The organism is Rhizobium halophilum (assembly GCF_021648825.1).
Classification (GTDB): Bacteria; Pseudomonadota; Alphaproteobacteria; order Rhizobiales; family Rhizobiaceae; genus Neorhizobium; species Neorhizobium halophilum.
Genome location: NZ_JAKJHS010000016.1, coordinates 1 through 21837 on the forward strand (window position 1 = coordinate 1; position 21837 = coordinate 21837).

27 protein-coding genes are annotated in these 21837 nt (G+C 60.4%); 5 read left to right on the top strand and 22 right to left on the bottom strand.

Going from position 1 to position 21837, the window contains the following annotated elements:
• Positions 1-60: 60 nt before the first annotated feature.
• The 14 genes from LXM96_RS19630 to LXM96_RS19695 all read right to left on the bottom strand — a co-directional run bounded on the left by LXM96_RS19630 (position 61) and on the right by LXM96_RS19695 (position 11628).
• On the bottom strand, positions 61-1641 hold the full coding sequence (locus LXM96_RS19630) for a hypothetical protein (RefSeq protein ID WP_240000255.1): 1581 nt from the start codon (positions 1639-1641) through the stop codon (positions 61-63).
• A 30-nt stretch (positions 1642-1671) separates the two neighbouring features.
• Positions 1672-3834, bottom strand: a complete 2163-nt coding sequence (locus LXM96_RS19635) for a phage tail protein (protein ID WP_240000256.1) — start codon at positions 3832-3834, stop codon at positions 1672-1674.
• Positions 3831-4124 (bottom strand): hypothetical protein, encoded by a 294-nt coding sequence (locus LXM96_RS19640; protein WP_240000257.1) that lies wholly within the window; start codon positions 4122-4124, stop codon positions 3831-3833. Before LXM96_RS19640 ends, LXM96_RS19635 begins: the two co-directional genes overlap by 4 nt.
• Before the next feature lie 100 nt (positions 4125-4224).
• Complete coding sequence (locus LXM96_RS19645) at positions 4225-4803, bottom strand: transcriptional regulator (RefSeq protein ID WP_240000258.1); 579 nt, start codon at positions 4801-4803, stop codon at positions 4225-4227.
• A 389-nt stretch (positions 4804-5192) separates the two neighbouring features.
• Complete coding sequence (locus tag LXM96_RS19650) at positions 5193-5402, bottom strand: hypothetical protein (RefSeq protein ID WP_240000259.1); 210 nt, start codon at positions 5400-5402, stop codon at positions 5193-5195.
• A 3-nt stretch (positions 5403-5405) separates the two neighbouring features.
• The gene (locus tag LXM96_RS19655; RefSeq protein WP_240000260.1) at positions 5406-6119 is read right to left on the bottom strand and encodes a hypothetical protein; all 714 of its coding nucleotides are present in this window, start codon (positions 6117-6119) and stop codon (positions 5406-5408) included.
• Entirely contained in the window at positions 6120-8030 is a 1911-nt protein-coding gene (locus tag LXM96_RS19660) for a hypothetical protein (RefSeq protein ID WP_240000261.1), read from the bottom strand.
• A 3-nt stretch (positions 8031-8033) separates the two neighbouring features.
• The gene (locus LXM96_RS19665; RefSeq protein ID WP_240000262.1) at positions 8034-8291 is read right to left on the bottom strand and encodes a hypothetical protein; all 258 of its coding nucleotides are present in this window, start codon (positions 8289-8291) and stop codon (positions 8034-8036) included.
• 98 nt (positions 8292-8389) lie between these two features.
• Positions 8390-8848 carry a hypothetical protein gene (locus LXM96_RS19670; protein WP_240000263.1) on the bottom strand — a complete coding sequence of 153 codons (459 nt, stop codon included), beginning with the start codon at positions 8846-8848 and terminating at the stop codon, positions 8390-8392.
• Between the two features lie 8 nt (positions 8849-8856).
• Entirely contained in the window at positions 8857-9324 is a 468-nt protein-coding gene (locus LXM96_RS19675) for a hypothetical protein (protein WP_240000264.1), read from the bottom strand.
• 18 nt (positions 9325-9342) lie between these two features.
• Positions 9343-10158 carry a phage tail terminator-like protein gene (locus tag LXM96_RS19680; protein ID WP_240000265.1) on the bottom strand — a complete coding sequence of 272 codons (816 nt, stop codon included), beginning with the start codon at positions 10156-10158 and terminating at the stop codon, positions 9343-9345.
• Between the two features lie 3 nt (positions 10159-10161).
• The gene (locus LXM96_RS19685) at positions 10162-10803 is read right to left on the bottom strand and encodes a phage minor head protein (RefSeq protein ID WP_240000266.1); all 642 of its coding nucleotides are present in this window, start codon (positions 10801-10803) and stop codon (positions 10162-10164) included.
• A 38-nt stretch (positions 10804-10841) separates the two neighbouring features.
• Positions 10842-11192: a hypothetical protein gene (locus LXM96_RS19690; RefSeq protein ID WP_240000267.1), complete on the bottom strand. Its 351-nt coding sequence runs from the start codon at positions 11190-11192 to the stop codon at positions 10842-10844.
• 19 nt (positions 11193-11211) lie between these two features.
• Complete coding sequence (locus LXM96_RS19695; protein WP_240000268.1) at positions 11212-11628, bottom strand: hypothetical protein; 417 nt, start codon at positions 11626-11628, stop codon at positions 11212-11214.
• Between the two features lie 29 nt (positions 11629-11657).
• On the opposite strand from LXM96_RS19695, the gene LXM96_RS19700 reads away from it, so the two are divergent.
• Positions 11658-12194: an AAA family ATPase gene (locus LXM96_RS19700; protein ID WP_240000269.1), complete on the top strand. Its 537-nt coding sequence runs from the start codon at positions 11658-11660 to the stop codon at positions 12192-12194.
• On the opposite strand, the gene LXM96_RS19705 is transcribed toward LXM96_RS19700, so the two are convergent.
• Genes LXM96_RS19705 through LXM96_RS19715 form a run of 3 tightly spaced genes read right to left on the bottom strand, consistent with a single transcriptional unit; the run spans position 12174 to position 13085 of the window.
• Positions 12174-12662 carry a DnaT-like ssDNA-binding protein gene (locus tag LXM96_RS19705; RefSeq protein WP_240000270.1) on the bottom strand — a complete coding sequence of 163 codons (489 nt, stop codon included), beginning with the start codon at positions 12660-12662 and terminating at the stop codon, positions 12174-12176. The genes LXM96_RS19700 and LXM96_RS19705 overlap by 21 nt on opposite strands.
• A gap of 2 nt (positions 12663-12664) precedes the next feature.
• Positions 12665-12856: a hypothetical protein gene (locus tag LXM96_RS19710; RefSeq protein WP_240000271.1), complete on the bottom strand. Its 192-nt coding sequence runs from the start codon at positions 12854-12856 to the stop codon at positions 12665-12667.
• Between the two features lie 25 nt (positions 12857-12881).
• Positions 12882-13085, bottom strand: a complete 204-nt coding sequence (locus tag LXM96_RS19715) for a hypothetical protein (protein WP_240000272.1) — start codon at positions 13083-13085, stop codon at positions 12882-12884.
• Positions 13086-13339: 254 nt separating this feature from the next.
• On the opposite strand from LXM96_RS19715, the gene LXM96_RS19720 reads away from it, so the two are divergent.
• Entirely contained in the window at positions 13340-15148 is a 1809-nt protein-coding gene (locus LXM96_RS19720; RefSeq protein WP_240000273.1) for a methyl-accepting chemotaxis protein, read from the top strand.
• Positions 15149-15317: 169 nt separating this feature from the next.
• Here the strand turns inward: LXM96_RS19720 and LXM96_RS19725 are convergent, their stop codons facing one another.
• The 3 genes from LXM96_RS19725 to LXM96_RS19735 all read right to left on the bottom strand — a co-directional run bounded on the left by LXM96_RS19725 (position 15318) and on the right by LXM96_RS19735 (position 17854).
• Entirely contained in the window at positions 15318-15911 is a 594-nt protein-coding gene (locus tag LXM96_RS19725; RefSeq protein WP_240000274.1) for a hypothetical protein, read from the bottom strand.
• Positions 15912-15961: 50 nt separating this feature from the next.
• The gene (locus LXM96_RS19730; RefSeq protein WP_240000275.1) at positions 15962-16966 is read right to left on the bottom strand and encodes a hypothetical protein; all 1005 of its coding nucleotides are present in this window, start codon (positions 16964-16966) and stop codon (positions 15962-15964) included.
• A 96-nt stretch (positions 16967-17062) separates the two neighbouring features.
• Entirely contained in the window at positions 17063-17854 is a 792-nt protein-coding gene (locus LXM96_RS19735) for a hypothetical protein (protein WP_240000276.1), read from the bottom strand.
• A 99-nt stretch (positions 17855-17953) separates the two neighbouring features.
• Between LXM96_RS19735 and LXM96_RS19740 the strand changes: the two genes are divergently transcribed.
• The 3 genes from LXM96_RS19740 (at position 17954) to LXM96_RS19750 (ending at position 19600) form a co-directional block, all read left to right on the top strand.
• Complete coding sequence (locus LXM96_RS19740; protein WP_240000277.1) at positions 17954-18367, top strand: (R)-mandelonitrile lyase; 414 nt, start codon at positions 17954-17956, stop codon at positions 18365-18367.
• 98 nt (positions 18368-18465) lie between these two features.
• The gene (locus LXM96_RS19745) at positions 18466-18666 is read left to right on the top strand and encodes a hypothetical protein (RefSeq protein ID WP_240000278.1); all 201 of its coding nucleotides are present in this window, start codon (positions 18466-18468) and stop codon (positions 18664-18666) included.
• 199 nt (positions 18667-18865) lie between these two features.
• Positions 18866-19600: a TIGR02391 family protein gene (locus LXM96_RS19750; RefSeq protein ID WP_240000279.1), complete on the top strand. Its 735-nt coding sequence runs from the start codon at positions 18866-18868 to the stop codon at positions 19598-19600.
• 8 nt (positions 19601-19608) lie between these two features.
• Here LXM96_RS19750 and LXM96_RS19755 read toward each other — a convergent pair whose 3' ends face one another.
• Both LXM96_RS19755 and LXM96_RS19760 read right to left on the bottom strand, forming a co-directional pair.
• Positions 19609-20325, bottom strand: coding sequence for a DUF4055 domain-containing protein (locus tag LXM96_RS19755; RefSeq protein WP_240000280.1), 717 nt, complete (start codon positions 20323-20325; stop codon positions 19609-19611).
• A gap of 958 nt (positions 20326-21283) precedes the next feature.
• Positions 21284-21559, bottom strand: a complete 276-nt coding sequence (locus tag LXM96_RS19760; RefSeq protein ID WP_240000281.1) for a hypothetical protein — start codon at positions 21557-21559, stop codon at positions 21284-21286.
• Positions 21560-21837: the final 278 nt, after the last annotated feature.

A 21837-nucleotide genomic window follows, 5' to 3' on the forward strand; every position in this document is an offset into this window, starting at 1 on the left:
AACTCTCCTTCTCCCATTGAGGGATCATAGTTGGAAAATTCCAGCCATAAACGGTCCGATTCAAAGGGGGCACGTCACTTTAACCGAAATGCCATACCCGTTCTGGTCCGTTCGGCCGAGACCATATGCGCTGATATTGCGATACAAGGGTTTCCAGCAACGAATAGTCTGAAGCCCCCAATTCGTAGCCCCTTCAATGACGATGTTCTCCATGATTGGCTCAAAGCATTGGCCGGTCTGGATCGCGACGGTTGCAGTTGACCCCGTAGGTGCGGGAAGTTTGATGCGGAGATTCTTAGCGCGGAAAAAGTTTTGCCTGAACGCCCTTAGAGTTATCGTATGGGTTGCGCCTGAGTAAGAGTCCCGCGTCTGGTCCTGGAAAGATATTGTCTTGGCTACGCTATCGATGGACGTGATGACGTGAAGTTCTCCGCAGGTGTAGACGCCTCTATCGTCGTGATACCACATCTTGCTGGACGAAATCTGGAACAGCATCCCCACTTCAAGGCTGGCCACACTGTCAAGCGAGATGGTCCGTTGGTTCGGCTTTATGTCAGCAGCCAGTGAAAACCCGGTTAGCTCAAAGCTAGTGCTAGGCTCGAAGCGCAGCAGCCGCAACGTTCCGGCGTCCACGGTGGATTGACTCGGTTGCAGGACCGGCCATTTGCCGTCCTCGCCCTCGATGTCGATGTCAAAAAGAGAATCCGTGACTGAGACACCGTTGAAGACGTATTCCCCTGACGGAATGAAAATCTTCTTCCCCCCAAGAGCACGAGATGCGCTAATCCCGTCTGCGATTGCATCGGTTATGTCAGGACCAAACCCACCAATCATGCGAATATCAAAAACCTGCTCCGCCAACTCCCACCACGAGCCGTCAAGCGAATTGATCTTAGCAGCGTGTGTCGGCTCCGTAGCTGCGCGTTTGTATAGGGCGTTGCCCCCATCGCCCGCTGCTGCATACCCATTGGTACGAATGGCGTTTATGCCAAGGGGGATATTCAGAGCTGCGACGCCGACGGCGGTCGCGTAGATGGGCACATTGCCTTGGGAAACAGCATCCGAGGCATGGCCGGCAGAGATGTTTCGAGATTCCTCACTCTTCGCCGCCCAGTGCTTGGCAGAGAAAGTGGTGGCACCGTCGCCGCCCGCTTCTACTTGGACGGGTTCGTCCTCAGCGTTATTGGCCCACGCCATAGCCGCGAGCTTGTTCCGCAGAGAGCCTGGGTCGGTGATCAGCCGATATTCTGCACCGAGATCGAGGAAGGCGAGAAGGTCGCCAGCGCGTACCTCCCCCGCCTGCAGTTCTTCACCACCATTCGCCCGCAAAGGCTTGCCGTTGAGCGTGACGGCACCCGTATTGGCCGAAGTAGCCGTCATGGTCAGTAGAGCTGCGCCGGGTGCAGTCGGAGGCGTGGCGCTGGGCATGGCAACGATCGCGTTGGCCGTGCCACCGGTGACGGTGTAGCGATAGATCAGCTCCGGAAGCTCATAGTCGCCCAGCCCGGCAATAAGAGCAGCGACCAGGCGCTCTAGCTCCGTGCCCCACACCTGCGCCTCTACTGGCGAGATGGCGCGTGCATTGCCGTTCTCGTCCACAGACGCAAAGATGCTCTGAGCCAGCTTCGTAAAGACGCTCATTCAATCCTTCCTTGATGTTCTGGATAGGTGTTAGGAGCCGGGAATCATCACAGCGATTTGTCGATACGAGCCGCCCGTGCCGTCGCTGACGAGGGTCTGTAGGCGCCACTCGACTTCGCCGCCGCTGGCCGTGACGCCTTGGCTGTCGGTGAATGTTAGGTTTTGCCGGGTGCGGGCGTTCTGCTGTGAGATCGTCTCCCAGCTGCTCCATGTGCCGAGCGCGTATGTTCGCCAGCGGCGCTGCAATTTGATCGCGACTGCGCGAAGCTCATTGGCCCGCACCATCACGTTCAGTTCGCCGGTCGTGCCGGAATACGTCGCATCGCCACTGACGTGAGTGGGTGCCCCCGGAGCGGAGTTGTCGACGGCGACGACCGCGTTCAGCAGATCCGAGAAGTAGCTCCCCTCGTCGCCCTTGAAGACACGCACGCGGGCGTCGATCGTCTGCCCTTCGAAGTTGCCGGCCTGGTAGGCGAGGTAGGCAGAGCTCTGCGACGGATACTCAGTCGTGCTCGTCCAGCTGTTCGGCAGCCCACCCGTATAGGTGCGATAGGCAGCCTCCGCGACGTCATATTCCTGGGATGGCAGGTTGAAGCCGATCCGCATCTCCTGGCTTCCGTTCGGATAGGTGACCTGGAGAGCCGCATAAGGCGCATCCGGCGTCTCCATGTCCGACTCATAGCCCAACTCAGGCACGACATCCGGAGCCGCGGCTTCGTCGACTGCAGGGTTCGTCGGCCAGACAACGAAGGGGATCTCGACTGAGCCGTTTTCGTCGTCCACCCGCGGGGCCTCCATCCGCACCGTCTCGACATCGAGCAGATCCGGTTCGGTGATCTGCGCATAAAGCAGTCCCCAGGCCGCCAGCCCGACCATGTTCGGCACCATCGTCCCCCGATCGGCACGTTCCAACGCAAACTTACGGCGGGCTATACGTTGCGCCTGAGAGGCCGATGGGCAGAACGGCAGCTCGATATCGAGGTACTTCGGCCCGTACTTCTCCACCTCATCGTCAATCCGGGCCCAGCTGATCCCGTCGAGGTTGATTTCCGTGATCTCGTAGAGGCGCTCCGGAGAGTAGCATTTGACCCGGCAGATGTTCGGCCGCTCGACAGCCTCCGGCCCCGCCGCCCAGGAGTAGTCGTAGATGTCCTCCGGCGTGAACGCGATCTCCGGCATCACCACATCGTCGATGAACTCGAAGTAGATCAGCCCGTTCTCGTCCAGCCGGATTTCCAGGCCTGCAGAGTCCAGGAACTGCTGCATGGTCTGGCCGCGCTCACTTTCCCAGGCCCACATGCCCCAGAGGCGAGAGCGCTTCTCTGTCCCTGTCTTCGTCGCGACAAGAACGTCCGCAGCGTCGGCAGTCTCAGCAATCTTTGCCCAGTTGAAGCGGGCAAAGGTGAAGGCAGGATCGCGCCGCAGCACATGGGCGCAGATGATGGGAGAGTTCTCGGACCACGCCGCCAGTCCGAAGCGAGGGTCATAGATCCGCGACCCGCGGGCAACGATTTCCCCATCCATGGCCGAAGGGTTCTGGTAGAGGCTGAGATATTTCGCCTCCGCCAGTCCAGGGTTGTAGAACAGCAGTTGTGACTGCGCGATCCCCCGCACCTGATGCGCCGGCGTCCACAGCGCTGGGAACAGCGACATAAGCCCCGCCCACGCGGTTTCCGTACCCGTGCCCATCTTCGTCTGCCAATTGGCCCAGGAGCCGCCGGGCCGAGCCCATGGTGGCGACGAGACATCACCGTTCGGTTCGACAGTGACTTCGCGTTGGCCGAGGTAGTAGGCCTCGATTGCGTCGATCGGCCCCTGGAGGTGGCAGATCAACCGCGCTCTGGTGCTGCCGTCCGTATTGCCAAAGGCCTTCAGACCGCCGCCGCGTCCCCGACCGACAAGTTCAATGACCGAGCTTTCCCCGGTCTCGAAATTGCTCTTCATGTCGGACGGCTTCACCGCCCCGCCCTGGCGCTGTCTTCCCATCATTGATAGCGCCAAGCCGCCACCGACCACGATGGCATTGGCCGCGATGGTTGCCAGCGTGCCTGTAAGTGCGGCGGAAATCGCCGTGCTGGACAGCAGGAAGCCATGAATCGCCGTTGCGATAGCCGAGATCGGATCGGCAAAGGCATGCGCCGTCATGGCAGCGCAGGAGGCGCTGCAGGTCAGCAGGAGCTTTGTCAGCTTCATCGGATGGCCCAGGCCTTCAGGATGGTGTTCTGGCGAGGATGCAGGATGCGATAGCCCTGCGGCTCCGCACGCCATGCGAAATAGCCGCCGTCGAGAAAGATGCCGCCGGCCTCACCATGCAGATGGCTCTTGATCACGCCGACATCGCCTACATCCGGCGCGCCGGTTTCAAACAGATGCCCGTCGAGCACCTGGTCCCATAGCGCAACCAGGGACCCGGCCTGCTCCATCAGTGCATGCGCCTCGTCCCGGCTTTCCCACGTGGGTATGGCGAGCGTGACACCCCTCACCTGCTCGATCCACCGCGCCGCCACATGGTGCAGTCGCTCTCACCCCAGACCATCGGCGCATCGACGGTCGCCGCAAGGTATGCCTTCAGCTGCTCCTCGATCATGCCTTGATGATCTCCGTCACCTTGACGCCGACATACTCCAGGCCCTTGTCGCCGGGGTAGCGCCGCTGCTGGTCGGCGGTCGTCCATTGGCCCCCGAAGGGATAGTTCTGGCTCTGCCACAGCGTCTCGATCGTGAAGGACACGGTGCGAACGCCAATTCCCTGGCTCTGCCGCTTGGGAGCCGAGAGATAACCGGGAAACAGCTTCTTCAGGCCGCCCGACCAAACCTCCTGCGTCTCCTGGTCAAAGGCGCACCAGTAAATATCGGCAAGCGCCCCCTCGATCTGCCGCGCATGGTCTTTCACCGATCGAATGAAGTCGACGTTCACGCCCGACAGGACGATGTCTACCTTCGCCGCCTGCCCAAATCGCGGATCCTCGACAGCCGACATCGAGACAAGCTGCTGGCCTGCCGGATCGGAGACGCCGCGCCATTCATGACCACCGACGGTCTTGCGCCCTACCCCGTTGTGCAGCCGCCATACCCCGGACGGCAGATGCAGCTCAGCGAACCACGCACGCGCAATGTGCGGACGCCGCAGGAACGCCCGATCCTCTTCCGTAAAAAGCGGCATGATTCGACTCTCGGTCTGAAAGCTGATTTTCTCCCCGGTGGAACGGAGGAGGCGAGAATGTCAAAATTGACGAACTATACTGCTCTCTCGGCGGCTGCCGATCGAGCCTTCCAAGGCAATCTTCTGTTAGCGCTCAACAGCACGGGATACCTACGGATGTGCTTATGAAGGTGTGCACCGATACTGCGGAACTGATCAGATCGCTGGAGTGCGATGCTGTCACGCAAGCGGCGGGCGCCCTTCTGGCCCGCCAGTACGAGGATTTGGCGAGCAAGCTTGCCGGGGGGAGCATTCTGCCGCGATAGCTGCCTGGATCTCCGAGCCCCAACGTTGAGCCAGCTGGAGCATTGAACTGCTGCGGATCCAGTTGTCGCGTTCTTCTCTAGTCATCAGCCGTTCTCCTGTTCCCATGCGGAGACTTCCGCACGGTGCTGCGCGACGAGCTCGGAAACGGTCATCTGCATCTCCGCCTTCTCCGCGCCGGGTATCTCGTCATCGTGCCGATCGTCAGGAAACAGCGCCCGGTTCAGCTCGCCAGCATGCAGCCGCGCAAGCTCGATGCGCTTCATCGCCCTGATCATGTCGAGACGTTCTGTCATCGCTTAATCCGTGAAGTAGTCGCGCACGTCGTAGTCGAAGGCCTCGAACATGCGGACAGAAGCGCCGATAGTCAGAGCGGCGTCCTCTGACGGATATTCCATCTCCTGGCTCACCATCATTTGAAGCACGAGGACGGGATAGAGCGTGGCGTAGTCATCGGTTGTGATTGCCTTTCGCAATGGCGGCCAAACCCTATAGCGCCCATCGCCAAAGTCTTCTGTGACCTGGTACATGCCGAAGTGAAAAGGGAAGAACCCTATCCGCTCACCCCAACGGAGACGGCGGCCCCAGTACTCGTCCGCGAGATTGATGATGGTCGTATCAACGGCCGCGGCTGCTGCCACCTTCACATTCGGATAGGTGAGCTTCCACGGCCGGTTGTTCGACCACATCTGCCCATTCGACCATGCAACGGCGCCGCCGAGAGCAGATGAAACGCCGGCCCGCGCCGGCGACATCTTGTCTCTCTCGGTCATCTGCCAGCGTGTCGCGTTCGCCCCCCGCTGGAGTGCCCACAGCCACCCTCGGAACCGTACATACTGGTCGCCCTGCATCGGGTGGAAATTGAACTCGAAAGCCCAACCGCCAAATGGAGATGCGACAGTCTGGGTGAAGTTGCCGATCGTCGTCCCCTGCGAAGGATTGACGCTCTCCGGACCAGACAAGGGCCTCTGACTGGTCAGCGGCACGTCGATGAACGGAAGAAGCCTCGCCATTTACGCTCTCGTCTTTCTGGTTTGCGAGACCTTGTTCCGGTCATCGATTGTCTTGCCGATGTTCTTGCTGATCACGCGGTCTCGCTGGTCGAGCATTCGGCGCATCTCGTTCAAGGTTCGCTGATCGGCATTGCCCTGGATGATGATGTCTCCACCAACATAAGAGCCGAAGCCGCCGCCCTTGGTGTGGTCGATGACCGTCTCGTTGGGGTGCATCATGGCGAGGAAACCGCCTCTGCCGTCCAGGCCGCCAGAACGGGAGCCGGGACTGGTGTGGCCACCACCGTCAAACGAGAATAGCTTGCCAAGGCTTCCAAGGAGGCCACCTAGACCGCCGCCACCTTTGCCGCCCCCGGCTGCAAACGGACCGGAGCCGAATAAAGCAGCTTCAAGAGCCGCCCGTGCGATGGACTTTGCGAGGTTCTTGAACACGTCGTCCAGCTTTTCGCCCTCAAGGATCGCGTCGAGGATGCCTTCCTTGAAATCCTCTGCGATGTCGTTGAAGAATTCGCCGGCCTTGGATGTCTCGTTGTACTCATCGCCGATCTTCTTCACTGCACGGGCGTAGGTGTCGGCGTCGAGATAGCTCATGTTGTGGAGTTCGTTCAGATCCTCCAGTTCCTGGGCATACTTCTCCGCTTCTGTGCGGGTCTCTTCGAAGATGCGCTTGGCCTCGCGCGCCTCGTCGCTGATCTTCTTCGCCCCGCCGGCTCGTCCTGCACCGCCGCCGCGACGGCGACCGGACCGGCCTATGCTCTCCCACGGGAATCCAGAAAGCTCCGGCGTACCCCTTCCCTCCGGCGTTGGGCCAACCTCCGGCAGCATGAAGCCGCCATTCTGTATCGGCCCATCCGCGCTGCGCTCCACACCGCCATAAGAGCCACGAGAGGGATAGCGACCGGTCAAAGCCGCTGCGAACGCAGCAGCCCGCGCATACTCATTTGCTACGCCGCTCACGGCCACAGCCAGAGCGTTTGCGGGCTCGATGGCGGCTCCGGTAAGCCGGGCGAACTCCGCAGCGCTCAGGGAGGCCTCGTAGGCGTCCTTCTGCACCGCCAGAAGTTCAGGAGACAGACGGGCGCCTTCCTCCGTTGCTCGTGCCAGTTCGTCGCCCAATGCCATTGCAGAAGCGGCCAACTGCTCCGGGCTGTTCGCCGCAGCAAGATCGTTCAGCGCATCATTGATCCGGGTAGCCTGGATGAGTGTCAGGCCGAACTCATTCTCGAGGTACTGCACCTCGGTCCGTACGGCCGTGATCGCTTCGGGATTCCCGAACATGGTCGTGGCAACGTCGAACCGCTCCATGGAATCCTGAAGCCCGGAGAAGGTATCCGAGATGGCATCCCGCGCCTCGCGCATGGCGCTGGCGAACTCGAGCTCCTTGATCTTGCGCAGTGCTTCGTATACCCGGCCGGCCGCCTCAGCTTGCGACCCAAACCTGTCAATCAGATCGATTGCGGAGAGGGACGCGTTCTCGACAGCATCAGCGTAGCCTTCGGTGGCGGTCTGCAGACCCTTCATCGCTTTTTCAAGGGCGTCGGCTTCTCCGCTGGCGTTGGTGAAGGCCGGAACCATCATCAGAACAGCGCCCGCCGCCGCGCCAGCAGCTATGCCGATGGGCCCAAAACCGAGGGCGAGGTCAGGAAGCTGGATAGCAATCGCCTGCAGCCAATTCCCCGTCACTGAAGCCTGCTGCGCAACCTGCGAGAGTTGCATTGACGTCATACGCATCTGCTGGCTGGCAAAGATCGACTGACGGCCGACCTGCTCCGTGGAGCGGGCCATGTTGACGTTAGCCTTGACGACGCGCCCTTCGGTGCGGCCGGCGGTGGTGGCGAGGCTGTCAAGAGCGCGCTCACCCGACACGAGGCCGCGGCTATCGGCATTGAGGACAAGCGTTGCAAAGTCCATCGCCTATTCCTCTTGCTCTTTGTCGCGGTCTATCGGGGGGATGGAGAAGGGGGCTTCCCCGTTGCGGAAGTCCCGCAGGTATGCCCCGCACATCTTCTTGATGATGCGAAACTCCCACGGCGCAAGCGTCAGCCCGTTGGCATAGGCAAAGGCCGTAAGCTCCTGCCAGTCAGGCGTCGTCAGGCCCATGCCGGTTGAGCGGATCGGTCCAAGCTCTTGCACAGCGTCCAGAAGGTATTCCCCGGCTTCAAGTTCGACCATGGGAACAGGCGCGCCAGCATCGATGTATCGCTGCGCCCTGCTTCTACTCTCGTTCTTGATGGTTGAGGCCAGCCAGCCGAGTTGCGAAGCCGCAAGGACTAGCTGGCGCTCCCGTTTCCCAGGAAGTTCGCTCGCCTCTGGATGAAGACGCGCACCTGCTCATAGAAGGACGGGGCAAGACGATCCGTGCCCCCGATCTGGAGGTTCAAGAACCACTCGACATCGCGAGGAGCTTCCGCCGGTCGGTTGCCGCAGTTGACGTTCTCAAAGCCTGCGAAGAAAGGAACAAGCTCCTTTGCATTGAGCGCCTGGATATCGGCAAGGCCCTTCGGCTCATCTGCCTTGTCCTGCTCCATGCGGGAGCGTTGGCCGTCAAGGATGGCCTTCTGCCCCACTGAGCTCTCCACACCAAACAGGAGGACACGACAGGGCTTGCTCTTGTCGGGCTTGCCCTTGGCATCGGAGTCATAGAGCGGATCGCCCGTCGCCGGGTGCTTGAGGTGAAGCGGACGGGGCGTTTCCGCCGCCTTCCGGCTATCGAACTGTGAGAAGTCCATTGATCACCTCAGGCCGGAGCGTCAGCAACCACGGAATCGTAGTTGGCGCGGATGCTGAAGGTGAAGCCGGCATAGCTTGTGGTGGAGCGCTCGTTCCGCTGCCAGTCGTAGGCAATGCCGGTAATGTATTCGACCTCGCCCGACGCCCCGGGTTCCACGATCTTGAAGCTGTAGATGTTGTGCTCCCCTTCCTGTGCGGCGGCCTTCACGGCAGCCTGACCGGCATCGCTCTTGATCTCGCGAAGTGCGACGGCGGTTACAGAGCCGGTCTTGGCGCCCTTGGCACCCATATTCCAGCCGCTTTCCAGATCCGGCACATCGATGATGTTGTTCGTGCCACTGACCGGCCCGATGGAGACGATGCCCCCAACCTTGATCGCTGCTCCAGAGAACAGCGCCTCGTATCCAGCCTCATCGAAGGTGGCCGGTGCACCTGCGATGAAGTGCAGGGTGTGCCCGATGTCACTCGTGCTCATTTCTGTTCCTTTCGGGGGTTAGGAAGCTTCGTAGTCCACCCTCACCGGGACGCGCCAATCGCCGTCCTGCGGGAAGCCTTCAAGAATGTCTGCCGGTTTCAGGATGACGATCTGCCCGCCCATAACAGGGAGGCGCCGACCCGTAGGGAACAATGCGGCGATCTGGTCTGCCTTCTCGTTGGCAGTCTTCGTAGAGATCCCCTCGCCCATGACCACCGTCAGCAGCAATTGGCCTCGTGAGATCGTCATGACGCCTTCGTGCGTGTCGTCCCTGCGGTTCACGCGGACGATCCCGAAGACGATGTAGGGCTTGGCACCCGGTGCGTTTTGATTGGGCCATGCGACCGGCCACGACAGGCCCGCCCCGCCGATGATGGCCTTCAGGGCGTTTTCGATATCCGTCTCCAGGATCATGTCTTCACCCTTGCCGCCCAGTATTCGACGCGCTGCGGGAACTGCGCGACGGCGGCGCCAACGAAGTAATTGCCGGGCTGCTCGTATCGGCGGCCCAGGCTGTCGGTTCCGGAGAAGCCCAGCTCCAATCTGCGGGCGTAGGGCATTGTCCACGCGAACTGCGCGACATTCGCCTATTTGCACACCGGACAGCGTCACCACGTAGCTGTCAGCGCCCTCGTTCGCAAAGGAGCCGTTCAACCCGCTGGCGAGGCTGTTGCGGAGCGCGCCGGTATCAACTGGCATCCGCCCGCCTCTGGCCTTAGGCAGCTGCGCCATCTCGACGACGTCCTGCACCGATTCCGCAAAAACATCGCGCATCTGTGCCGTCGTCCGGTCAGCGAACTGCCGCACGGAAAGCGAGAAGGACTTAGGGGCCATGATTTACCTGATGTAGCGGATCCGGATGTTCTCGACGCAGCGGCAAAGAACGGTTTCCTTTGCTGGCGCACCAAGTGAGGTATCGCCCGGGTAGAGCATCCTTGCGCCCGTCAGCGGAGACACAAAGGCCTGGGAAAGCCCTCTGACCTTCTGATTGTGCATCGCCAGGTGCGAGTCCCGCGTCCGGCCGTCGCCTGTAGACGACCATGTGCGTTCAATCTGATCTTCACGGACAGCGCCGGTCTCCAGCATCTGCCGGTAGCCTTCGTACTTGCCAGCCCGAAGCGCGGTAAGGGACTGGTCCCGCGCGATCGTCTCACCACGAAGCTTGAGGTTCTTATCCCTCAGTCGGGCGATGATGTTGGCAACCTTGTCGGCGGGAACGGGCTTGCCGTCTGCGATAGCCTTCCGCACCGTCGCATCGTAGCGCTTGTCTCGCGTGCTGAGCTGAAGATATTCCCGCATCAACTCAGGATCGCCGGAGAGCAGCTTCGCCTCAGCGGAGATGATGAACTCGACCTGCCGGGAGGTAAGGCCGATGATGCCGCCTTCCCTCTTCCCCGTGATCCGGCTCTTCGTCCCGATCAGTGCCCTTGCAATCTTTGCCGGCGCATCATTCGCTTCCAGACCCGCGACGACCTGCATCCGTGCAGCCTGCCGAGCATCTTCCGTGATGTCGGTGATCAGTCTTCCGACGTGTTGCTCTGCCCATTCAATGGCTCGGTCATGTCTTCCATTGAAGCCAAAAACCGCTGCGCCACCCCGAAAGGGTCGGGTATCTTCGGAAGCGCGGCAAGTGCCGCAACCCCTCCCCTGTAGTAGGCTTCGGTAATGGCCCGATCGAGCGGACGGAAGAACAGAGGATCGATCTTCAGGGCAGCAATGGCCGCTTCTATGTTGCCTTCTCTCAGATGCCCCTCGACGGTCGTGAGTTGAGCCTGAGACGTGATCGCCTGAATAGCTTCAATGAAGGCACGGCGGATTTCAGGTACCAGAGTGTCTACGAGCGTCTGGATGTCATTGGGTAGGGCCAAGGTCGGTTTCCTGAGTTGGCTAGGAGACTAGCGTCAGTTCATACAGCACGGCGATTCCTGCCGGTGCAAGTGGCTTCACGTCTTCAATCTCCACCCACGGAAGCCCCTGGTCTGCGGCCTCGTCCACATAGGCTGCAGCTTGCCCGATGAGCACCTGGTGGTTCTTCATCGGCACAGCTTCAGGATCCGCGGTAACGGTCAGCGTGTGGCGTGTCTGACCGATCAACGTACCCCAGGGATCCCGGATCTCCTGAAACCCCTCCACGGCGTACAGCGTGCGGTATGTCGGTGGGCCGATGTTCGGATCCCAGTCTGGGCCGGTCAGGGCGCCAGGCATGCGCAGGGTCACCGGGTAACCGTAGGGCTGGGAGACGTCGGAGACGGAGCGGATGGCTGCGTCTACCTCGGCGGCGATTGCATTCCAGTCCTCCGACATGCTTGTGTTCCTCATTAATGGAGAAGCAAATGGACCGCTTCGTTATCATTTCCGGCTGCTCCGGAGGCGGCAAGTCGACCCTCCTGCAAGAGCTGCATCTTAGAGGCTATGCCACTGTCGAGGAGCCGGGGCGGCGCATTGTAGCCGAAGAGTTGGCAGCCGGAGGGCGCGCGCTGCCTTGGGTCGACCTCGCGGCGTTTGCTTGGAGAGCAATCGAAGTATCGCTTGCGGACATCTTTGCGGCAAAGGGACTAGACGGGCCTGTGTTCTTTGATCGAGGTCTCCTGGATGCGACTGCAGCCCTTGAGCAGGCATATGGCGAAAGAACTGAGCTGGAGCTTCCTCGCTTCAACAGCAACGTGTTCCTCACGCCACCTTGGCCGGAGATCTACATCAACGATGACGAGCGCCGGCATGACATGACGGCGGCTGTAGAGGAGTACGAGCGGCTCCTCTCGTTCTACCCGACGCTGGGCTATGAGACTGTGCTCCTCCCGAAAGTGCGGGTCGAGGAGCGGGCCGAGTTCCTCCTTTCGTATCTCGGGCTAAAGCCTCGCCAGAGTTGAAACGGTCGTCCCTCCCGGCGTTGGCAGAAGTATCTCTGCGAGAATGCCCTCGACGATTGGCAGCGCGGCCTTTCCGGATAGCCCACCCACTACGCTCCACTTGATGCCTTTGACCTCTGTTAGCACCTTCTGCGGACCAGCGGCCACGTCCGGCGCGAGAGAGCCGGGCTTTACCAGTTCTCTCAGGGCGAGCTCGTAAGCGGCTTTCTCAATAGGTGCGGGCACGACGTCGGAAGCCAAGTCTTCCCCACGCCAGATCACATCGGCGCGCGGCCAAAGACGATCCTGATCGGCTGAAGCGACTACGCCGGGATAGCGCGCGCCATAGAATGCATCGAGAGCCTGCGAGGCACGCACCAGCGCAGCAGTGCGCTTGGCATCGTCGACACCGGCAGCAGTCCATGCCGCGTTGCCTCGCGCCTCGTGATAAGTGAGTGCTGCTGGAAGCGCTCCGTAGTGATCTGGCATGGCTACTCCCCAAAGACGATGTGATGTTTCGCCCGCTCCAGCAGGATCATGGTCTCGCCCGCGTTTGCCATGCCGCTGACCCACAGCCCTCCGTCCGGCTGCTCTGCCAGGATCACCAGATTGGTAAAGCCCTGGCCTTTGGCTGCTTCCAGCAACTCATCCGGATTGAAACGACAGTTCGCGCCAACTTTCACCGGATGAAACTTTTCGACGTACTCATCAATTCAATCTCGCGGTTTCGAAGGTTGCCAGATCGACAGTAAGCCATTCATCGTCAGCCAGCTTCACGACCGCAGCGACGGCTGCTTCCGTATCGTCAGTGTCATCGCCATCCCGGTCGAAGAGGTTGGTCACCTCGCCTAATCTGCCGTCGTTTGTAACGGCAAGCCGGTTGGCATGGTTGATCGCAGTGATCTCGACCATCAGCGTTCCCTTCTGCGGAGCAAACGGCTCGCTTACGCCTTCCCTGGGAAAGGGAGAAGCACGATGAATGAACGGAACCAGCAGGCGCCGGCGACGGCGGAGGTCGCTTGGCGTGCTGCGTCACGACCAGTGAGCCTCCGAAGTGGATGACATCGTTGCGTACTTGATTTCGAAACTTCTTCACAACGTTTCGCTGATATGCCCGATTAGCCCGAAAGGGATATCATCGTGGAAACCGTTTGGGGAGAGCCTGCGTGTCGTCGATCAGAAGCAAGATGTTGTTTATAAGCCTAGGGATGTTTGTCCTTGCGGGCGGGGCGGCAGGTACGGGTCTCTGGAGTGCGAAGAAACTTACAAACAACGTAGTTGAGGTTTCAACGACTGCCGATCTCCTACGAAATCATATGCAAGCCGATATGATGCACGATGCGCTGCGGGCTGATGTCCTCTCAGCAATCCTTGCACAGGACACGACCGCGAATATCGATATTGATGATGTGAAGGCCGACTTAGCCGATCATGTCAGCTCCTTCCGTTCCTCGATCGCTGCGAACAAGGGTTTGGCTGCGGGCTCCTCGATCAGCGCTGTTCTTGCGGAACTGGACAGCCCCTTGCAGGCCTATATCGATGGCGCATCCTCGCTCATCAACGAAGCTTCGAGCAACCGCGCTAAGGCACTAGCTGCGCTTCCGGCCTTCAAGGCTCTGTTCTCCGACCTTGAGACTGCTATGAGCACGGCTGGTGACAGCATTCAGAAGCTATCCGATGATGTCATGCGCGATAGCGAGGCCCTTTCGTCACTCATCAACAAGCTGCTGATGTCCCTTCTCGGCGTCACCCTCGCTGCCGCGCTGGCCGTGATCTATGCCAGCCGTAGAACGATAATACTGCCGATCAAAGCTCTTTCAGACGATATGCAGAAGCTAGCCGGTGGACAGACGGACCTGACGCTTCAAGGAACGAACCGGAAAGACGAAATCGGTGACATGGCCGCAGCAGTTGAAGTCTTCCGACTCGCCGCCATTGCTAACAAACAGCTTGAAACACAGGCAATCGCGCAGCGGGAAGCAGCGGAGTCTGATCGGATGCGCCTGGCCGCGGAGGCGGAGGCTACGGCCCGGCTGAAGCTTCAGCAGGCAACTTCCAGCCTCGCCACAGGCTTGCGACGTCTGGCCTCGGGTGATCTCAGCTTCCAGCTCACGGAGCCTTTCGCACCCGATTTCGAAGATCTGCGCCATGATCTTAACGCAGCCGTTGAGCAATTGAGCGCGACCTTGACATCAGTGGCTCATGCCGCCGGTTCCATCGACAGTGGCACCCGCGAAATCAGAATGAGTTCTGATGATCTGTGCAATCGAACCGAACAGCAGGCCGCTTCCCTCGAACAAACCGCTGCAGCTCTCGATGAGATCACCGCGAATGTCTCTAATGCATCAAAACGTGCCGAGGAGGCACGCAATGTTGCCATCGACGCCAACAAAAGCGCTGCGCGGTCGGGCGTAGTCGTCGCCAATGCGGTTCAGGCAATGCAGCGCATCGAACAATCATCGGAAGAGATTTCGAGCATCATTGGCGTGATAGACGAGATCGCCTTCCAGACCAACCTGCTGGCGCTCAATGCCGGCGTCGAGGCTGCCCGAGCAGGCGATGCAGGCAAGGGATTTGCCGTGGTCGCTCAGGAAGTGCGCGAGCTTGCACAGCGCTCGGCCAAGGCTGCCAAAGAAATTAAGGACCTCATTCGCAACTCGTCAAGCGAGGTCGATTGCGGCGTGAAGCTGGTGCAAGACACAGGGGAAGCGTTGACCGCCATTGGACAATACGTGGCGACCATCAACCAGCATATGGATGCCATTGCTACCTCGTCACGGGAGCAGTCGCTTGGACTTGCCGAGGTGAATACTGCCGTCAACCAGATGGACCAGGTTACCCAGCGCAACGCGGCAATGGTTGAGGAAACCACCGCTGCGAGTGCAGCACTTGCCAGCGAGAGCCGTAAGCTGCACGAGCTCGTATCCCAGTTCCAAGTTGCCAAGAGAAGCGATGAAAGCCGCCTGGCAGCTTGATTGATTGATTGAAGATGGTTTCACCCAAAGCGGAGCAGCGGAACTGAGAATCTTGACCGCAGGCGCCACGCCTTTCGCTGCGGCGGTAATGCGCTTATCCAGCAGCGTGGTCAGCGTGCCTCATTCTCCTGCGAGGAAGGCCGGGGCTTGATTAGCCCCAGCCTACGTTTCAGCCCCTGCGCTTCAATTCTGCTTCGATGGCAGCATTGGCCTCTTCACCATTGCTGATTGGATCGTCGCTGAGCTTGGAAGCAAGCGACCGGCGCTCCTGCCAAGTGAGGTCCTTCCAGGTGGCCGGGATCTCGACCTTGGACCGCTCGTCGGACTCACCGGTGCCGGCATTGCGGTTGCCATCCACAGGCTGATCCCCGACGATCTTCTGGGCGCCGGGCATGACAGCCTCGCCGGCCTGCTGGATCGTCTGCGCCGGCTTGCCGGTGGAGACGTCGGTGTTGCTCGCCTTGATGCCGATGCCACCAACGCCAGCGACTTCAGCATTGGCCGCGAAGTTGCCCTCGCTGTCGGCCAGCTGGCGGCTGGTGCCTTCAGGATCGGGCTTGACCGGTTCGATATTGGACAGAGCAGTCGAAGACTGGCGAGCAGCCTTCTCTGCCTGTTCTGCCATTTTGTCGAACGCATTTGCGAGACGGTCGACGGCACTGCCGCCGAGGCGGTTGGCACGGGAGCGGAGGATCTGAGCCCGGCTCTCATCACGGCGCGCGATAGCCTCCGCCAGAAGCGGATCATTCTGATGATCGTTCATCATATTTCTCCAGATTGAGGGAATATGGAGAGGGGCCGGAGCCCCTACCCTCAGCCGTTCGTGACGACGGCGACCATGCGGACCAGCTTCGGATCGTAGACCCTGGTCCAGTTCCCGCCGGTGGCGAGTTCGGTGTCTGTCACACCGGATGCCGATGCGGGCGTGCCGCTGAAGGAAACACCGCGCGGGTGCATGACCCAGTGGCGGCGATACCAGACCGTCTCAACGCCTTCACCGTTACCGGCAGCAGCCACGCTGTCGATCTCGACCGGCTTCTTCGGTCCACCCTCACCGGTGGCCTCGGCATAGCCGATAGCGCCGTTACCGAAGAGGTAGGAGGTGTACTTGAAGCCGGAGGTAGCGCCGGCCTCGCGCGGGCACTGGTCGGACACGTAGACGATCTTGTCGTCCCACATGTCGAAGTCGAGGCCCGTTGCCGGATCCTTGAACTTCTCGATCGCACGAGCGGCACGCAGATTGTAGAAGAGCCGCGAGTGCATCAGGACCGCCGACAGCGTCTGGCCGTACTCTCCGAGGAGAGCATAGGCATTGGCCGCGATCTCTGCGTCCAGGTTGACGGGCGACACTGCGCCGTCTTCCGAAGCGACGTCGAGAACATTGCCGGCCATGCCTGCCGAAGCAAACACGCCGCGCATCTGCTCGCCCATGATCCGCTGCTCTTCACGAACCCAGTAATCGGCAATGAGCTGAGCCACGGCGTCGAGCGGATCTTCCGCCAGCATCGAGGCGACGAGGTTCGCCGACTGCCAGCCGTTGTTGCGGCGGATCTTGCGGGCCATGTCCTGACCCTGCATCAGCTTGTTGGGCGTGGCGGTCTGGGCCGGGTCATCCGTCGAGACGTTGGAGTTGCCGGTCAGGTCGTTCCAGAACGGCATCTGGATGAGATCGCCCGGGCCGTTGGCGAAACGCTGAAGCTCAGCGTCGGTGGAGACGATCGGCGAGTTGCGGATGCGCGAGAGCTGCGCGATACGCTGGATCGTCGTGGGAAGGAAGAGCGGGCCATAGATGACGTCGCTCAGGCGCGTGGTTGCCATGTCGAGGCTCCTGTCGTTTGGAGGATGTGGGGCGGATGGTCTCGGTCACCCCACTGGGCATAACCTCGTATGCGGTGGCGCCACTGACGCCGGGTGTTACCAGTTCGGAGTGACGCCTGCGGCCTGCGCCATCTGGCGAGCCTTGGAGGCATTCTCCTGGATGAGCTGCTGCTGCTTGGTCAGGTTGGGCTTCTTGCCGTTGCTGGTGTCCCAAGGGTTGTCGCTGAACTGCCGGCCGTCGCCGCCCTTGGCATCGCCGCCGGTGGCCTTGGCAACAAAGGGCTTGCCTTCGTCCTGGCCTGCCCAGTTGCGGACGTAGTCGTTGAGCGGCGTGCGATCGTTCACGCCATCGTCGGCAAATACCTGGATAGCATCGTCGTCCTCGACAAGCTTGATCTGCCCCTTCTCCTTGAGCAGCGCCTTGGCTGCCGGGAGGAAGGTCTTGTCGATGCCGGCATCAAGCAGAGCCTTCGTCAGGCCATCGTCGACCATGACGCGGCGAAGGGTACCATCGAGCTTATTGGCGCGCTCTTCCAGCTTCTCGCGCTCCTTGGCGAACTTCGCCTCGAGCTGCGTCTTCTGGGCCGTAAGGCGCTCCTCAATCTTTGGCGGCTCGTTGCCTTCTGCCTGAGTGCGGAGGGTCTCGTACGCGTCAGCGTCGAAGTCTTCCGGCAGGCCTTCCAGCCGGCTTTCTGCGGTGGCGAGCTTCTCGCTTAGAGTGCGCTTCTCGCCGCGGACGCGATCAAGAGCTGACTTGAGTGCCGCAGCGCCGGGATGGGATTCAATGCCCTCGATGGCGAGGACGAACTTGCCGTCCTTCTCCTCGTAGAGCGAGCGGAACTGCTCCTCGACACTGTCGAGGCTGTCAATGATTGCTTTAAGGGCCACTGGCCTTCTCCTGGGTTGCGCGCCCTTGGTGGGCGCATAGAATGCCGCCAACTAGCGGCTGAGAAACGAGGCACCCGCGCCCCGCGAAGAGGAGATAAAATGGACATCCGACGCAATGGCTCAGCGCCCTCACGACGTGCTCCATCAGAGTATTTCACTGGTTCCGTCTGGCAGGATCCGATCGTGGATGCAGAGGCGCCGGCGCGGGTCCGGTCGGTCATCGTTCGCTTCGATCCTGGCGCACGCACCAACTGGCATGCCCATCCGCTTGGGCAGACGCTGTACGTCATCGCTGGCTCAGGGCTCATCCAGAAGGAGGGAGAGCCTATCCAGCCAATCAACTCAGGCGACTCCATCTGGATCGCTCCTGGCGAGAAGCACTGGCACGGAGCAAGCCCCGAGATTGGCATGACGCACATTGCCATTCACGAGGCGCTGGACGGCAGCAGTGCCGAATGGCTTGAGCCAGTCAGCGACGAAGAGTATTCCGCGTCGCCCCGTAGCCATCGCTAACCCTTTCGGTCCTCCTGATCGTTCCTGCCGGACATCAAAAAGCCGTCCTGAGGCGGCGGAAGGGTGTGCGAACAGATCGGATGATTCAGGAGGCGAAGATGCCGGACGACCTCTACTCTCTCATCATCACAGGCGTGATCGTGGTGGTAGTGATCGGTTTCGTGTACTTTGTCGTCCGAAAGCTGATCGGAGTAGCGCTTCTAGTCGCCTTGGCGATCGGTGTGTGGATGGTCTGGAACGATCCTGCCCTTCTCCAGCAATGGGCGGACGCCGTGATGGACCTCTTCTCCAGAAGCTAGGCGGCTTCGCCAAGGCTCACCTTGGCCCAGTGGTGCACAGTGTTTTCACCATCTCCGTAGCGCTTTTGCCCGGTCCAGCGGACGGCTTCTATGATGATTGGCTTCTTGCGGAACGTTTGCAACGTTTACCCTTGATTTGCTGGGTTCTGTGACTGCTATTGCTAGACGATCAGCCTTCACCACCGAATCAAGGTCTTCGATGTACGCACTTTACCGAGCGATACCTGATGCAGATGTGGTCGTTTCCCTTGCGCCGGAGGAACTGGCCGGCAAGCTTCTATTTCTTCTCCAAAGCGAGCGGGGTAACTTTAGCCCTTACAACTTCGAGAACGACCTGCGATCGGGCCGCGATAGTGAAACCTACCCGCACGCTCGTAGAGAAGAAGTTGGGCAGGCGTTGCGCGAGGCGTTCGCGTGGCTGAGTGCACAAGGGCTTATCGTGCCTGCACCATACCAATCGGACAGCACTTGGAAGGTGCTGAGTAGAAGGGCGCGGAGCTTCACGTCCCCTCCTGAGTTTGACGCGTTTTTAGCCTCTAAGCGGCTCCAGAAAGAACGACTGCACGCTCGCATCTCTGAGACGGTATGGCAGGCATTCATCCGGGGAGAATACGACGTGGCAGTATTCCAAGCCATGAAGGCGGTTGAGGTCGCCGTCAGAGAAGCGTCGGGGCTGAACAATCTGCTCGGTGTCGCGCTGATGCGAGCTGCATTTCATCCTGAAAACGGCCCACTCACCGACAGAACAACAGAGGGGGGCGAACGTGACGCACGAGCCGCATTGTTCGCTGGGGCTATTGGGAGCTACAAGAACCCACATTCGCATCGTGACGTCCAGTTGAGCGATCCGGATGAAGCATTCGAGACGATAATGCTGGCAAACCATCTTTTACGTATCGTAGACGCTCGATCCGCCGCAAGACGCGAGAACTGACATGACAATCACCTCGTGTTCCCGCCTCCTCCTAGAGCTGCATCACGCTCTTCCTCGCTCCCGAAACGCTCCTCATCGATAAGCTTCAGCTCCGCCTCATGATCCCTCTCAGCACTGGCGATCTCGCCGCGCTGCAGGTTCTCGTACAGCGTCTCGTAAGCAATTGCGCCGTTCTGCCAAAGCGACACGAGCGAAGCTGCCTGCTCAGGCGTCAGAGTTGCGTCAACGAACGAGAGGTTAGGCTTCACTGTCACCGCCTCGGGACTTTGGCCGATCATCATCGCGATATGCCGAGGCGCTTTCTCTAGCCCCTGAGCGCTGGACAGTGCGATTGACGTCAGCGTGGCGGTCTCTGCCGCAAACCTGATCCGAAGCGCGTCACCGCTCTCTGCCGTCTTGTTCTCGCTGCTGTTGAACAGCCTGGCGCCGGACTGAGCCGCGTTCTGCCGCTCGTCGAGGATTGCCGTTCGGTGGGCAGCAATGCCCGTCCCAGCCGGTCCCACGTACTTCACGTCCGGCGGGCCGGCCTGGTCACCCTGCTTGATCACAATGACCGCCCCTGCCCCTACGGCCGATGGCGGATCGCCATTGATAACCACAAGCGTCTCCTGCCCCGTCATGAACAGCTGCCAACGGTAGTCGGCCGAGAGCTGGTAGAGGGCGATGGCCGATCGAGCGACCCCGAGCAGCGGCGGAAGCTCTGGAGCCAAGGACAGATCGCGCACCCATCACGACGAACGGGATCTCAGTCAGCTTAGTGTTGCCTCTGCCCGCCGGCGTCACCTCATTGCCAGGCGTCCGCTCCGTCCCGGTATAGGTCTGGACGGTATAGCTGCCGACCCGCATCTCCAGCACCCGGTAACGCTGCTCCTGCTCCCAGCGGAAGCCCTCGCGCCTCAGCCCGCTCTCGTCGAGGACGAACATCGTGCGGTCGTCCGACCAGTTGATCAGAGCCTCTGCCGAATACCCAGCGAGCCAAGGTAGATCCGAACCCTCCGTGGCGGCATCGGCCAACAACGCATAGCGGCCAGTCGTCAGCAGTTCAGCGGTAATCCGCCGATGCAGCGCCTCAAGCGGCAGCCCATCCTTCGTCGCCTTCTCCCACAGTGCCTGCATCGCTGCTGGCACCTCGATCTGCGCCTCGGTCCGATGGATGACACCGACCATGCCGTGGATCGTAGGATGGACGATCTCCGGGAACTGCGCCCGCTTCTGGTAGGCGTCGTACAGCGCCTTGCCGCCGTCTGCCTGAGCCGAGAAACCCGACGGCTGCGGCAGGTACTGTGTTCCCGACCCCTTCACTTCCTTCTCGCCAGCTGCGGTGTCACGCATCAGTGACCATTCATCCGCCCGCTCGATGTAGAGCGGGTGCTTTGTCTCGACGGCATCGGTCATCAGTTCAGAACCTCGTGTGGCCGGAACAATGCCGGTGCATCTGTTGTTGCTGGCGTGAAGCACAGGAGATGGCGATGACAGGTAATAATCAACCGAGCAATGAGAGCCCGAAGCTGCTAGCCGGTGATGAAACGGAGCCTGGCTCCGAGCAGTCCGCAGAGGGTATCTGTCTCGCGTGTGGCGGCTCCGGGGAGCAAAGTGGCAAGGAGTGCTCTGACTGCGGCGGCAGCGGTATTGTTACCGTGATTGTCGGAGACGCTTAACGTCGCTTCGTCTGAGCCGCTGCTGTTAAAGCGCCGTATGAATGGTAGAACCACTCAGATGCGCCTTCTCCATTGCCTCTAAGATTGCCGCCGCAATCAGTTCGCTCCCGTGTCCAGATGGCTCGATGGCGTTGGCGTAGTACTGGTCCTTTGAGAACATCACCCGCAGATCGATCAGCGATAATCCGCGCTTCGCCGCCTCACGGGTGATGACGTCGTTCAGAATTCCAAGGGCAAGGTTAGCTACGCGGCGCTGGTGTAGATCAGGCAGCATCGCGTCGTAGATCGTGCAGATTGCCATGGGACGATTGAAACGCTCAGCTTCATTGAGGAGCGTTCGGTACCGGTCCCGAAACCTATCCCTTATGACCCGCACTTTTTCTAGCGCCTCAGTGACAGTGCTCACTGATTCAAGTAGCACACCAATCGACTGCAATGCGTCATTGCCGCCAGCGCTGATTACGAGGAAGGTCGCGTCGTCGGGAATGCCGTTCAGCTGACTGACAGCACCTTCAATAACCGCTCCATCCTGGGCTAGGAGGGTGACCCTTCCATCACCAACCTTGCTTCATCAGGACA